Here is a 12,819-nt window from a genome sequence, read left to right as displayed (position 1 = left end):
ACTGCAGTTGGAGCATGTATCAACGAGTGGTGACAGCTTATAACGAGCCAGATCGCAGACGTGGCAAAAAACTAATGCAAGCACTTATAAAAATAATCACAGCGCCTGACTTACCGATAGAACTTATTGAAGTTAAACGCTTAGGAAAAACATTAAAAAAACACGCTCAGAGCATCCTTGCTTACTTCGATCGCCCAGGCACTAGCAATGGACCAACAGAAGCGATTAATGGCAGGCTGGAGCACTTACGAGGCATAGGACTGGGTTTTAGAAATTTAACCAACTACATAGCAAGGTGCTTGTTAGAATCGGGTGGGTTCAAAAAGCACCTACACCCTTAAATGCGAAGAGCCAGTAAACTCAGCTTCTGAACTCTTGAAGTCACAAGTCCATTGTGACATATCAAAATCACCTAGCTTTTTAGATACTCTATGTCTTTGATTAGACTGCTCTGCTCCTAATAAAAACTCCTTTAGGTAGAAAGCAATACTTTTATTTGGAATCAAAGCATTTGGAAACCAATCTAAAGATGTTTGATTGCCATATTTGTCTTTAGTCGTTTCTTTTCTTTTATTGATGCGATCTTTACCTAGCAAGGTAACTGAGCTATATACTATATTTTCAATATTAAGCCTTCTGTTTTCTGGTAATGAGCTCTCTATATAGCTCCAGTAGTTGCTATCCTTGTGAGCTTCGCTACCTAAAGCTAAATTAAACCATTTATAATTAGTTTCAGTAGTTAAGATTTCTGCACTTAAACTAAAGTCAGCATTTGAGCCGCCTAGAATAAGGCTGTTGATTTTATTCAAGCCAGCAATTTTAATAGCTTTCTTGTCAACATGTTCAGTTACATCCTCAATACCTTTTTTAGTTTCAAAGTATTCATACGCAAGAAAAGCCACATAAAAAATAGCTAAGGATGGTAAACAAACTCGCCAAATAAATTTATTAACGCTGTCCATATACGGCAAAATCGACTCCTACTTGGTTAGCAAAAACAATCCCTATAGAAACCAGTATGAATAGGGCTAAAGGTGTTCTTAGAAATTTATAATTGCGTTTAGCCATAATCTTTGTATTGCGGAAAAAGAATTCTAAACCAATTAAGCCAAAACCTAGTAGTAACGATACTTTGGTGGTGTTTGGCAAGCCTTTTAAGAAACCTAGAACACCCAGCCCATCGTAAGAAAATTTCAGCTTCTCTAGTAGCCTTCCTGTATCACTATCAGAAAAAAGTAGTCGACCAAGAACAACCCCCAATATGAATAAAACTAAGGGCAGAAACCTTACTTTTGCTTTTAATAGCTTAATAGTAAATATGAATATAAGTGCATGAAATACACCCCACAAAACAAAGTTGAAAGCAACCCCATGCCACATGGCTGAGGCTAAGTAAACACCTAGTAAGGCAATGCTAGAAGAAAACTTTTTTCTTAGTGGTGCATAAAAAAGTGACTTTAGTACGGTCGAAAGGCTAGTGTGCCAACCTTTCCAGAAATCTATTATATTATTACTAGAAAAAGGCTGCTTAAAGTTCAATGGTACTTTAAATCCTAGTAAGCCAAATAACCCATATATTATTAAAGATAGACCACAGAAGTTTGCATAAACAAATAGCTCAAATATCGTTGCGAATACCAGTGCAGAAACTAGGTCTGTTGCTTCTATCAACTTGAAGCTTTCGGTTAGGGGAACAGCGATAATTTGATAGTAGAAGGCACCTACCAAAATAAAGGGAAAGAAATAATTAAATCTTTTTTTAAAGCCTTTGTAGCGAATGTTTTTTATAAATAAGGCTATCGGTCCAGTTGCTAAGAGTATTGGATTTGATGCCTTTAGTGCACCAGTAATCGTAAGTTGCTGATTATTTATTACAAAGTAAGCTAAAGTAGCAGTATAGAAAGAAAGGCCGAATAGAAGTGGCTGAGTTGACTCAGCATGTGAACCAGTAAGAGTTTCCGTAAATCCAAATAAAGACGTTAACGTTATTAAAAAGAAAAGCAGATAGGCGACTAAGCTAAGTGGTTGCTGGTTGCTGGTTGCTGGTTGCTGGTTGCTGGTTGCTGGTTGCTGGTTGCTGGTTGCTGGTTTAATGATTTTAACGAATAAACTGCTATTAAGCAAAAAATTAGCGGTACTAAAACCTCTAGAAAAACACTTGGCGTATCCAGAGATATAGCTGAAAATATAACGGCACCGACAACCCACAAAATAAAAATCTGCACAACCTTGCATCCTTGGCAAATGTATAAAATATTCTTAATTAAGCTTAAAGCTACTCTTTTATATTCATTTAAAAAATTCTGTTGGAGCTTAACTTAAAAGCCAATTGTACTCAACATTTCTTTTAGCTAAGGTGTAGGGGTAAGCAAACTCATAATTTATTAACCCATGAGTTAAAGTGGTCACACTCTCTACGCATCACATCTAGACCTTTATCTGCTGCGATAATCGGTTCATGTAGTGTTTACGGTACTTAGGAATGAGGGTTAGGATACGTTTAGAAGGTGCTGTATTAGTACTGTTGTTTATGTGCTCTTCTGTAAACTGTATAGGAAAGTAGCTAGATTTGCACCATCTTCACGCAAGAAGACATTGTCGTTAATACGGTGTATTTCCTTAACCTAAACCGATACCAGTTACCTATTTAGCTTAGCCAGCACCCTTCCTGTTTAGTTTACATTTGCTTTGATGTTTTACTGCTACCTCTGTAAGCTTACGCTTTGTATTGTCTAGCTTTGCCATGTGTTTAATCTCCCTTTGTTGGTATCAGCTTTTTTAAAAACCAATGTACCAACACTTGTACCAGCTTTTATGTTGGTATAAGTATAGGCAGAACGGGATAGGTCTGTATAGGCTAGAAAGCAAAAAGCCCCAATCTATGGGGCTTCTAGGTGTCTTGCTTTGTATCTACTTATCTTGATTGGTGGAGACGGCGGGAGTTGAACCCGCGTCCGTCGGCACTCCGCCCTTGGATCTACATGCTTAGTTTCGTTTTTTGTTTTAACCGTTAGGTCTCCAACGAACAGGATACCCTTCAGCGATTCTACGATTTAGTTTTAGCGACGCTGACGTAGACTATCTTTGCCGCGATCCTATCTAGCTGCGCTCGTAAACTCAATCCACCGGCGATAGGCAACATGGTTTCATGAGCAGCCTTAAGCGGCTAGAGCGTAATTATCGTCGTTTGCGACTATAATAAAATGAAGTAATTTATTTACGAGAGCTACTCCTCTCTCGGCATGCACCTCAGGTTTTGCTACCGGCGTCGAAGCCAGGACGTCCCCTTTAAGTGACTTAGTATTCTACCACAGTCATCTAGTTAAACCACAAGCAATACAGAAAGTTCAATTAATTAACTGTTATTTGTTTGCCTCACGCATAATTCTACCTTTTTGACGCTCCCAGTCACGATCTTTATCTGATTTGCGTTTATCGTGAAGCTGCTTACCTTTAACAAGTGCTAGCTGACACTTTATTTTATTACCTTTCCAGTAAAGCGACAAAGGTACGCAAGTGAAGCCTTTCTGGTTTATTTGTCCTAAAAGGCGAGCTATTTCTTTCTTATGTAGCAGTAGCTTTCTTGTTCGCGTTGGGTCGGCAACCACATGGGTAGAGGCACTAAGTAAGGGTGTGATATGCGAACCAAGCAACCAAGCCTCTTCATCTTTAATTAAAATATAGGTGTCTGTTAGCTGTGCTTTACCTGCTCTAAGGCTTTTGACTTCCCAGCCTGCGAGCACCAGCCCAGCTTCTAGGGTTTCTTCAATGTGGTATTCATGCCTAGCGCGGCGGTTTACCGCTATAGTATTGCTGCTAAGCTTCTTTTTAGGTTTTTTTGCCATTATTTATTAGCTCTTGGTGTTTTTAACTATAAAAATATTCTTGTTGAGGTGCAGTCATTGGCTGTCATGTTAGTATTCACCTTAGATCAACAAGAATTGGAGTGAATTATGAGCCGTATCAGTCGCTCCGCTTTGGTTATGCATTCTGCGAAAGAAATGTTTGAGCTGGTTAATGATTGTGAATCTTACCCTAAATTCCTTCCGGGTTGCAGTAATGCACGCTTGATTCACCGAGAAGAAAGTTATTTGATTGGTGAGTTAGAGCTTTCTAAAGCGGGTATGAAGTATAGTTTTACTACGCGTAACGAGCTGTTTGATCCAGAACGTATAGAACTAAAGTTACTAGATGGCCCCTTTAAAAAGCTAGAGGGGAGCTGGTATTTTCAACCTTTAAATGAACAAGCCTGCAAGGTTCACTTCGATATAGAGTTTGAGATTGCTGGTGGCCGATTAGTTTCTGCCGCTTTAACGCCTTTGTTTAGCCAAATGGCAGCCAGCCAAGTTGAGGCTTTTGTAAAGCGTGCAGATGAGGTTTACGGAAAGCATGTCTAATCAGTTAGTGGCATTGCTAGAAATAGAGGTGGCTTTTGCTTTACCAACTAAGCAGAAGATTCTGAGTATTAAAGTGCCTAAGGGTACTAGTGTATATGCTGCAGCATTAAGCTCAGGCATAGACGCTTACTTCCCAGACTTAGACCTAACAACTTCACGGCTAGGTATATTTGGTAAGCTAGTTGCTAAACCTGCAGAGCAAGAAGTTAAGCAAGGCGACAGAATCGAAGTTTATCGCCCGCTGATTGCTGACCCTAAAGCGTCACGCGCTAAGCGTGCTGAGAAAAAAGCAGACTAGCTTTGAGGTTGGTGAGTAAACTGAGCTAGTTTTAGTTCGCCTCTAGCATCAACTTCAAAGTTAACTCTTAAGGTTTCACGTTTAATTAATTTTTGACCTTGGCGAAGCTGGTAAACATAGTCCCACTGGTGAGGATTGTTGGGTGCTTTTAGTAAGGGTGTACCTAATAAGTAGACCACCTGCTCTTGGCTCATACCAACTTTTAGTTGTTCAATGGACTCTTCATCCAAAATATTGCCCTGTTGAACACCTTGTTTATAGGGGCTTATCCAGCTACAGCCACTTAAAAAAAAGGCAATTAGCATAAAGGTGAGTATTTTAGTGGGTTTTTTATTCATCTAGGTGTTTAACTCTTTTTTACTTCGGTCAATAATAGTAGTGTTTACATCATACTTAAACTTTGCTCTACAGCGAAGTGTTCTAGTCACTTTTGTATTGAGAGTTCTGATGGCTGATAAAAACCACGAATTGAGAAAAGTAGGTCTTAAAGTGACCTTGCCGCGTATCAAGATTTTGCAGGTGTTGGAGCGTCATGCAGACGACCACTTAAGTGCAGAAGATGTTTATAAAGCCTTGATAGATGCCGGAGAAGATGTTGGCTTAGCTACAGTTTACCGTGTTTTAACCCAGTTTGAGGCAGCTGGATTGGTAGACAAGCATAACTTTGATGGTGGCTATGCTGTATTTGAGTTATCCACTGAAGAGCACCACGACCACATGGTTGATGTGGAAACGGGTGATGTAATTGAGTTTTTTGATGAGGAGCTTGAAGCGTTACAACACAAGTTGGCCGAGTCGCATGGCTTAGAGTTGGTTGATCACTCGCTGGTTCTTTATGTTAGAAAAAAACAAAGCTAACTAGCTTTACAGCCGCCTTAATGGCGGCTGCCTTTCAGCATTTCTTTGGCGTGGGCCAAGGTTCGCTCGGATAGTTTTATGCCTCCTAGCATTCGAGCAAGCTCAGTTATCCTTCCCTTTTCATCAAGTAGTTCCATTTGCGTTAAAGTGGTGTCTTGGTCTACTTGTTTATGAATGTGTAAATGTTGATCACCCTGAGCAGCCACCTGTGGTAAGTGGGTAACGCATATAATTTGCCCCCGTAACGCTAGCTCTTTAAGTAGCCGACCCACTATTTCAGCAGTCGCACCAGAAATACCAACGTCAACTTCATCAAATACCAGGGTAGGTATGCTGCTGGTTTGTGCAGCAATCACTTGAATAGCAAGACTAATTCTTGAAAGCTCACCACCCGAAGCGATGCGAATAAGCGGCTTGGGCGGTTGCCCTGGATTAGGTGCAATAAGAAACTCTATTTCATCTGTACCTAAAGCGTGCAGACCCTCTAAAGGTTTAAAGCTCACTTTAAACTGGCTTTTTTCCATGCCTAGGTAAGCTAGCTGCTCATCAACTGCTGTTTGTAGTTTTTTAGTTGCTTGGAGGCGTTTTTGTTGCAAAAGCTTAGCTTGAGCTTGGTATTCAGTGTTCAGCTCTTCTAGCTGGTTGCTGAGTAGGTCTATGCTTGACTCACCAACGTCTAGCTCATTTAACTCTTGCTTTAAAAGTGCGTGGTGGTTGGTTAGTTCATCTGCTTGTAAATGATGCTTGCGTGCTGTTTGATAAATACTGCTTAAGCGGTCTTCTACCCACTGTAGGCGGACAGGGTCAACCTCAAGAGTGCTGGCATAATGTTCTAGCTCTCGGCTGGTTTCCTGTAGTTGAATTTGGGTTTCTTGTAGCATTTGTTCTACAGGCTGTAGGTTGGCTAGGTTAAGTCCACTCAGAAGTTGTAGAGCCTGGCTTACTTGTTGAAGCGCTGCACCATCTTCGCTGTCACACAGCTCTAAGGCTGCTTGGCTGGTTTGAATCAGCTGTTCTGCATTGGCTAGTTGAGCTTGTTCGGCTTCTAGTTCTAATAGTTCATCTTGTTGAATATTGAGTTGGTCTAACTCTTCAATTTGGTAACGTAAAAGCTGAATACGTGCACGCTGAGCATCATCTTGTTGGCGAATGCCTTCTAGGCGTTTTTGGGTGTTATGCCATGCTCGGTAAGTTGCTGACAGTTTGCTGGTTTGTTTTTCTAACCCTGCATATTGATCAAGAATTTCTAAGTGGGTTTCTTTACGCAATAAAGACTGGTGTGCATGTTGCCCGTGTATATCAAGCAATAAGCTACCTAGCTCTTTGAGGTGCTGTACAGGGCAGGGTTGGCCATTGATCCAAGCTTTAGATCGGCCATTGCTTAATAGGCTACGACGTAAAATACACTCACTGGCATCTAGGTCTTTTTCTGTAAGCCAGTCTTTTGCCTGAGGTAGATTACTTAAATCAAAGCTAGCCGTTATTTCTGCTCTAGCAGCACCATGACGAATGCTGTCGTTATCAGACCGGTCACCTAAGGCCAGACCCAGTGCTTGTAATAGTATCGATTTACCCGCGCCTGTTTCGCCGGTAATAACGGTCATGCCTTTATGAAATTCCAGTTCAAGGTGGTCTACGATAGCAAGTTGTCTAATGCTTAAGCTGACTAGCATGTTGATCCTCCTGATAATATATACAGTGTTATTTATACCTTAGGGTGGTTATTACGGCAAGTAATCTATTAACAATTTAGCTTCTTTTTTGGTGAGCAAGTAAACTATTAGGTATCAATATTTTTAGAGGGTTGGCTATGTCGCAATCAAAAGGCCGTCTTTATGTCATTTCAGCACCTTCTGGTGCAGGTAAAACCAGTTTAGTCGCTGCATTGTTAAAAGAGTTAGATCAACTGGAAGTGTCGGTATCTCACACCACAAGAAATATACGACCAGGAGAAGAAACGGGTGTTAACTACCACTTTGTTGAAAAAAGCGCTTTTCAAGACCTAGTTGAAGCAGGGGCTTTTTTTGAGCACGCAGAAGTATTTGGTAATTTGTATGGTACTTCGCGTCTAGCTGTTCAAGAGCGCCTTAATTTAGGAATTGATGTTATTTTAGAGATAGATTGGCAGGGTGCACAGCAGGTTAGAAAACAAATGCCTGAAGCTATAGGTATTTTTATTTTACCTCCTTCCTTATCAGCGCTTAATGAGCGATTGAATGCACGAGGGCAAGACTCAGCAGAAGTTATAGCAGGTAGAATGCAGCAAGCAATCAGTGAAATGAGTCATTGGCAAGAATACGACTACCTGCTAGTTAACGATGATTTTGCACAAGCACTAGCAGAGTTAAAAGCTATTTTTGTTGCTAACAGGTTAGAATTGGCTAGGCAGCAAGCAAAAAATGCTACCTTATTGGCTGAGCTAATACCTGCATAAGGCTGATGCCTCTTGTTGTAAGGTGTATTGCTCCGTTACACTAGCTTAACTGGTTTATTCTTGTTCTCTAATTAATTTTAATGCAGGTGTTTTTTAATGGCTCGAGTTACTGTTGAAGATTGTCTAGAAAATGTTGCTAACCGCTTTGAACTCGTGATGGTTGCAAGTAAGCGTTCACGTCAGTTAACGATTGGTGGAAAAGAGCCTCGTTTAGCTTGGGAAAATGATAAGCCAACTGTGGTTGCATTAAGAGAGGTTGCCGAAGGGTTAACAACAGCAGCTATTTTAGATGAAGCTGAAGTTAAGCCTGCTGTAGTTGAAGAGCAGCCACCGCAGGAGTACTAATCCCATGCTATTGATCGCCCACCTTGTTGCTGCACTGAACTTATAAAGGGTTGGGTGATGAATACTATTGATGATCTTTGTGATCGACTAAAAGGCTACTTACCCGCTGATGAAGTTCAGCAGGTAAGACGAGCCTATTTTTACTCTGAGCAAGCCCATGATGGCCAAAGGCGCAGTTCAGGTGAGCCTTATGTTACCCACCCTCTTGCCGTAGCCACTATTTTAGCTAATTTACACATGGATCATCAGGCATTAATTGCAGCCTTGTTGCATGATGTCATTGAAGATACAAGTGTTAATAAAGAAGCAGTAACTCGCCAGTTTGGTGAAGTGGTTGCTGAGTTGGTTGATGGCGTTTCTAAGCTAACTCAAATTACCTTTGAATCTAAGGCAGAAGCTCAGGCTGAAAACTTCCGTAAAATGGTCTTAGCCATGGCGGAAGATATACGTGTCATTATCGTTAAGTTAGCTGACCGCCTCCACAATATGCGCACTCTGGGTGCACTAAGGCCTGATAAAAAGCGCAGAATTGCTCGTGAAACCCTTGATATTTATGCCCCTATTGCTAACCGTTTAGGTATTAATACCCTACGATTAGAGCTTGAAGATTTAAGTTTTCAAGCCATTTACCCTATGCGCTATGAACGATTAAAACGTGCTGTTTTACAGGTAAGGGGGAATCGTCGGGAAGTTGTTAAAAAAATTCAAGTACGCTTGCAAGAAAGACTTGAACAAGATGGCTTAAAAGGCCGAGTGGTTGGACGAGAGAAAAACCTTTTGTCCCTCTACAACAAAATGAAGTATCAGAAGAAGTCATTTAGCGAAATTATGGATGTTTATGCATTTCGCATTCTTACGGAATCTGTTGATGACTGTTACCGTGCGATAGGTACGGTGCACAATACTTATAAGCCTGTTCCTGGGCGCTTTAAAGATTATGTAGCAATACCTAAAGCTAATGGCTACCAGTCTTTGCATACCTCTTTATTTGGCCTAAGTGGAATGCCCATAGAAGTACAAATTCGCACGCGTGAAATGGAAGCTATGGCTAACAATGGTGTGGCTGCTCATTGGTTATATAAAGCAGGCCAAACAGATCACCCTATAGCTGAAGGCAGTCATGCGCGCGCAAGACAGTGGGTTAAAGGCTTGCTAGAAATGCAGCAGCGAGCGGGCGATTCACTAGAATTTATTGAGCATGTGAAGGTCGACCTGTTTCCTGATGAAGTGTATGTTTTCACTCCGCGTGGTGAAATCATGGAGCTGCCAAAAGGTTCAACCCCTGTTGATTTTGCTTACGCAGTTCATACCGATATAGGGCATGCTTGTGTTGCTTGTAGGGTTGACCGTAAATTAGCTCCTCTGTCTGCAAAACTGCATAGCGGCCAAACAATAGAAATTATTACTGCGCCTGGCGCTCGACCTAACCTTGCATGGCTGTCCTTTGTAACAACTGCTCGTGCACGTTCGGCAATTCGACATTATATAAAACAGCAGCAGCGTACTGAGTCAGAATCTTTGGGTCGTCGTTTATTAGATAAAGCCCTTAGCCAATTCAATGTTCACCTAGAGCAAATTAGCGACGAGCGTTTAGTGCCACTGCTTGAAGAAATGGAAGTGGGTTCTTTGCAGGAGTTGCTCGAAGCCATTGGTTTGGGTAAGCGTATGGCCTACGTTGTTGTTAGGCGATTGATAGATGATAAAGATACCTTAGTTGAAGCGAGTGCAAGCCAAGAAGGATCGATGGTTATTCATGGCACAGAAGGGATGGTGGTAAGTTTTGCGCGTTGTTGCCACCCTATACCTGATGACTCTATTCTTGGTCACATAAGCTTTGGTAGCGGTATAGTGGTGCACCGTGATACTTGCCGTAACCTAACTGAAATAAGAAATGACCCAGAAAAATGCGTGACTTTAAGTTGGGCTGATGCCGTTGAAGGTGAGTTTGGTCTTAACCTGCGTTTAGAAATAGAGCATCAGCGTGGCATTATTGCTCGCATTGCAACCTTGGCAGCAGAAATGGATGTTGGCCTAGATCGAATTAGTGTTGATGAGCGCGACGCACGTATTTCAACATTGACGCTAGGTGTTTTAATTAAAAACCGAGTACACCTTGCCAGATTAATGAAAAAACTAAGATTAATACCAGAGGTGAACCGTGTTGTTCGCTTACGTTAGTCGTTAACCTTTAGAGAACTATTTTTATGAGTAATCGCTCTGTAATAAATACCGACCAAGCCCCTCAAGCAATAGGTACTTACTCTCAAGCTGTAAAAGCAGGAAATACAGTTTATTTATCAGGACAGATTCCACTGGTACCTGCCACCATGGAAATTGTTGAAGGTGGCTTTGAAGCTCAGGCTGTACAAGTATTTGAGAACCTGCAAGCGGTAGCTCAAGCAGCAGGTGGAAGCATGGATGATGTAGTAAAAGTTAACCTCTATTTAGTGGATTTAGCTAACTTTGCTGTGGTTAATGATGTGATGGCACGCTATTTCAGCCAGCCTTACCCAGCTAGAGCAGCTGTTCAAGTAGCTGCCCTTCCTAAAGGTGTTGCCTTTGAGGCGGAAGCAGTGATGGTCGTTGGTGATTAATTATCTTTGTAGTCTTCAGGCTTCATTAGGTGTCCCAGCTTGTTGGCTTTGGTGTCTAAGTAATCAGCATTATAAGGATTGAGACCCGTTGTAAGGGGGATGCGTTCATCAACTTGTATGCCGTAACTAGCAAAAGCATTAACCTTGCGTGGGTTGTTAGTCATTAGACGAACACTTTTAATCCCAAGGTGCTCTAGCATGGAAGGCAACATAGAGTAGTCGCGCATATCAGCCTCAAAACCTAGTTGCTCATTTGCTTCTACTGTATCTGCTCCCTGATCTTGTAGGTGGTAAGCACGAATTTTATTAAGAAGACCAATGCCGCGACCTTCTTGACGCAAGTAAAATAAAGCTCCTCGGCCTTCAGCAGCAATGCGCTTGAGTGCTTCTTGTAGCTGGAAGCCGCAGTCACAACGTAAAGAAAATAAAGCATCGCCTGTTAAGCATTCAGAGTGAATGCGAGCTAATACCGGTTCGGTGTTGTCTAACTCACCTAGGGTTAAAGCTAGGTGTTCTTTACCAGTTTCGCTGTCTTCAAAGCCATGCATGGTAAATACAGCCCAAGGGGTAGGTAAACGGGAAGCAGCAACAAAACGCAAAGTCACAGGGTTAGTCTCACAGTTTTAGGAATTAAAGTTGGGCTATTCTACTCGCTAACAAGCTTTAAGGCAGCAACTGCAAGAAGGTATTTCTTGTAATTAGGCTGACCTCTAGCGATAAGGCAGCTAGAATGCTAACAAATTAGTTGGTTTTTAAGTCAATTCTGTTTAGGGAAGTTTCTATGTCTGAATTAAAAAATGATCGTTTTCTACGTGCGCTTAACGGTGAAGCTGTTGATGCAACACCTGTTTGGATGATGCGTCAGGCTGGGCGTTACTTGCCTGAGTATTTAGCTACACGTAAAGATGCTGGTAGCTTTATGGACTTGTGCCGTAATACCGAGCTAGCAACTGAAGTAACAATGCAGCCATTAGAGCGCTTTGACTTAGATGCGGCTATTTTGTTTTCAGATATTTTAACCATTCCTGATGCTATGGGTTTAGGTCTCTACTTTGAACCAGGTGAAGGCCCGCGCTTCAAAAAAACAGTTCGCACTGCTAAAGACGTTGAAGACTTACCTATTCCAAACATTGAAAGTGATTTAGGTTATGTAACCGATGCGGTGAGTAGTATTCGTAAAGAGTTAAATGGTCGCGTACCCTTAATTGGTTTTTCTGGCAGCCCCTGGACCTTGGCTACCTATATGATTGAAGGTCAAGGCAGCAAAGAATACCGTCATGCCAAAGGCATGCTCTATGGTCAACCAGATGTAATGCATCAACTGCTAGACAAGTTAGCACGCACGGTGACTGACTATCTAAACGCACAGATCCGAGCGGGTGCGCAGGCAGTACAAATTTTTGACTCTTGGGGAGGTGCTTTATCTACACCTGCCTACCTAGAGTTTTCTTTGAAGTACATGGAGCAAATAGTTCACGGCCTTATTCGTGAGCATGATGGGCGTAAAGTACCAGTTATTTTATTCACCAAAGGTGGTGGTCAATGGTTGGAGCACATGGCTGCAGTGGGTGCTGATGCATTAGGCTTAGACTGGACAACAGAAATGAGCGATGCGCGTGCAAGAGTTGGCCACAGGGTTGCTTTGCAAGGTAACTTTGACCCTAGCGGTTTGTTTGGAACACCAGCGTCTATACGTGCAGAAGTGGGCCGAATTTTAGAAAGCTATGGACCTGGAAATGGTCATGTTTTCAATCTTGGGCATGGTATCAACCAGTTTGCTAACCCTGAGCATGCCAAAATTTTAATTGATGCGGTGCATGAGTTAAGTGTGCCCTACCATAATCAGAAGTAACGGCTAAGCTTTATTGTTTTTTAAGGTTTTGCTAATATTAC

At 41.8% G+C, this 12,819-nt stretch carries 15 protein-coding genes and 1 other RNA gene; 9 read left to right on the top strand and 7 right to left on the bottom strand.

The annotated features are described in order from the left end of the window. Positions 1–341, top strand: a 341-nt coding sequence (locus tag BP27_RS0107750) for a transposase (RefSeq protein WP_150112031.1), incomplete at its 5' end; no start/stop codon positions are given. Here the strand turns inward: BP27_RS0107750 and BP27_RS0107745 are convergent. The 4 genes from BP27_RS0107745 to smpB all read right to left on the bottom strand — a co-directional run bounded on the left by BP27_RS0107745 (position 330) and on the right by smpB (position 3,845). Continuing rightward, a complete protein-coding gene (locus BP27_RS0107745) occupies positions 330–962 on the bottom strand; it encodes a hypothetical protein (RefSeq protein ID WP_027851068.1) in 633 nt (210 codons plus the stop codon). The two genes, BP27_RS0107750 and BP27_RS0107745, sit on opposite strands and share 12 nt — an antisense overlap. Beyond that, positions 949–2,124, bottom strand: coding sequence for an MBOAT family O-acyltransferase (locus tag BP27_RS0107740; RefSeq protein ID WP_150112029.1), 1,176 nt, complete (start codon positions 2,122–2,124; stop codon positions 949–951). The genes BP27_RS0107745 and BP27_RS0107740 overlap by 14 nt, the downstream gene beginning before the upstream one ends. Positions 2,125–2,924: 800 nt before the next feature. Further along, positions 2,925–3,287: a transfer-messenger RNA gene (gene ssrA, locus BP27_RS16965) on the bottom strand. Between the two features lie 75 nt (positions 3,288–3,362). Continuing rightward, a complete protein-coding gene (gene smpB / locus BP27_RS0107730; protein WP_027851066.1) occupies positions 3,363–3,845 on the bottom strand; it encodes an SsrA-binding protein SmpB in 483 nt (160 codons plus the stop codon). 108 nt (positions 3,846–3,953) lie between these two features. Here smpB and BP27_RS0107725 point away from each other — a divergent pair, with 108 nt between their 5' ends. Then, positions 3,954–4,397: a type II toxin-antitoxin system RatA family toxin gene (locus tag BP27_RS0107725; protein ID WP_027851065.1), complete on the top strand. Its 444-nt coding sequence runs from the start codon at positions 3,954–3,956 to the stop codon at positions 4,395–4,397. Beyond that, positions 4,390–4,695, top strand: coding sequence for an RnfH family protein (locus BP27_RS0107720; protein WP_027851064.1), 306 nt, complete (start codon positions 4,390–4,392; stop codon positions 4,693–4,695). Before BP27_RS0107725 ends, BP27_RS0107720 begins: the two co-directional genes overlap by 8 nt. Here the strand turns inward: BP27_RS0107720 and BP27_RS15640 are convergent. After that, on the bottom strand, positions 4,692–5,033 hold the full coding sequence (locus tag BP27_RS15640; RefSeq protein WP_051610449.1) for an outer membrane protein assembly factor BamE: 342 nt from the start codon (positions 5,031–5,033) through the stop codon (positions 4,692–4,694). The genes BP27_RS0107720 and BP27_RS15640 overlap by 4 nt on opposite strands. Before the next feature lie 109 nt (positions 5,034–5,142). Here BP27_RS15640 and fur point away from each other — a divergent pair, with 109 nt between their 5' ends. Continuing rightward, positions 5,143–5,553, top strand: a complete 411-nt coding sequence (gene fur / locus BP27_RS0107710) for a ferric iron uptake transcriptional regulator (RefSeq protein ID WP_027851063.1) — start codon at positions 5,143–5,145, stop codon at positions 5,551–5,553. A gap of 17 nt (positions 5,554–5,570) precedes the next feature. On the opposite strand, the gene recN is transcribed toward fur, so the two are convergent. Next, positions 5,571–7,226, bottom strand: a complete 1,656-nt coding sequence (gene recN, locus BP27_RS0107705) for a DNA repair protein RecN (protein ID WP_027851062.1) — start codon at positions 7,224–7,226, stop codon at positions 5,571–5,573. Between the two features lie 137 nt (positions 7,227–7,363). Between recN and gmk the strand changes: the two genes are divergently transcribed. The 4 genes from gmk (at position 7,364) to BP27_RS0107685 (ending at position 10,926) form a co-directional block, all read left to right on the top strand. Beyond that, positions 7,364–7,987 carry a guanylate kinase gene (gmk, locus tag BP27_RS0107700; protein WP_027851061.1) on the top strand — a complete coding sequence of 208 codons (624 nt, stop codon included), beginning with the start codon at positions 7,364–7,366 and terminating at the stop codon, positions 7,985–7,987. A gap of 96 nt (positions 7,988–8,083) precedes the next feature. After that, complete coding sequence (rpoZ, locus tag BP27_RS0107695; protein ID WP_027851060.1) at positions 8,084–8,332, top strand: DNA-directed RNA polymerase subunit omega; 249 nt, start codon at positions 8,084–8,086, stop codon at positions 8,330–8,332. 57 nt (positions 8,333–8,389) lie between these two features. Then, positions 8,390–10,510 carry a bifunctional GTP diphosphokinase/guanosine-3',5'-bis pyrophosphate 3'-pyrophosphohydrolase gene (gene spoT, locus BP27_RS0107690; protein ID WP_027851059.1) on the top strand — a complete coding sequence of 707 codons (2,121 nt, stop codon included), beginning with the start codon at positions 8,390–8,392 and terminating at the stop codon, positions 10,508–10,510. A 26-nt stretch (positions 10,511–10,536) separates the two neighbouring features. Next, on the top strand, positions 10,537–10,926 hold the full coding sequence (locus BP27_RS0107685; protein WP_027851058.1) for a RidA family protein: 390 nt from the start codon (positions 10,537–10,539) through the stop codon (positions 10,924–10,926). On the opposite strand, the gene ribA is transcribed toward BP27_RS0107685, so the two are convergent. Then, positions 10,923–11,531 carry a GTP cyclohydrolase II gene (ribA, locus tag BP27_RS0107680; RefSeq protein WP_027851057.1) on the bottom strand — a complete coding sequence of 203 codons (609 nt, stop codon included), beginning with the start codon at positions 11,529–11,531 and terminating at the stop codon, positions 10,923–10,925. The two genes, BP27_RS0107685 and ribA, sit on opposite strands and share 4 nt — an antisense overlap. 176 nt (positions 11,532–11,707) lie before the next feature. Between ribA and hemE the strand changes: the two genes are divergently transcribed. Further along, positions 11,708–12,778, top strand: a complete 1,071-nt coding sequence (gene hemE, locus BP27_RS15635) for a uroporphyrinogen decarboxylase (RefSeq protein WP_036239746.1) — start codon at positions 11,708–11,710, stop codon at positions 12,776–12,778. The last annotated feature ends 41 nt before the right edge of the window (positions 12,779–12,819 follow it).

It is taken from the genome of Marinospirillum insulare DSM 21763 (genome assembly GCF_000686905.1).
In the GTDB taxonomy this organism is placed as follows: Bacteria; Pseudomonadota; Gammaproteobacteria; order Pseudomonadales; family Halomonadaceae; genus Marinospirillum; species Marinospirillum insulare.
Note: the sequence above shows the minus strand (reverse complement) of the source record. Positions and strands in the feature narration are given on the sequence as shown.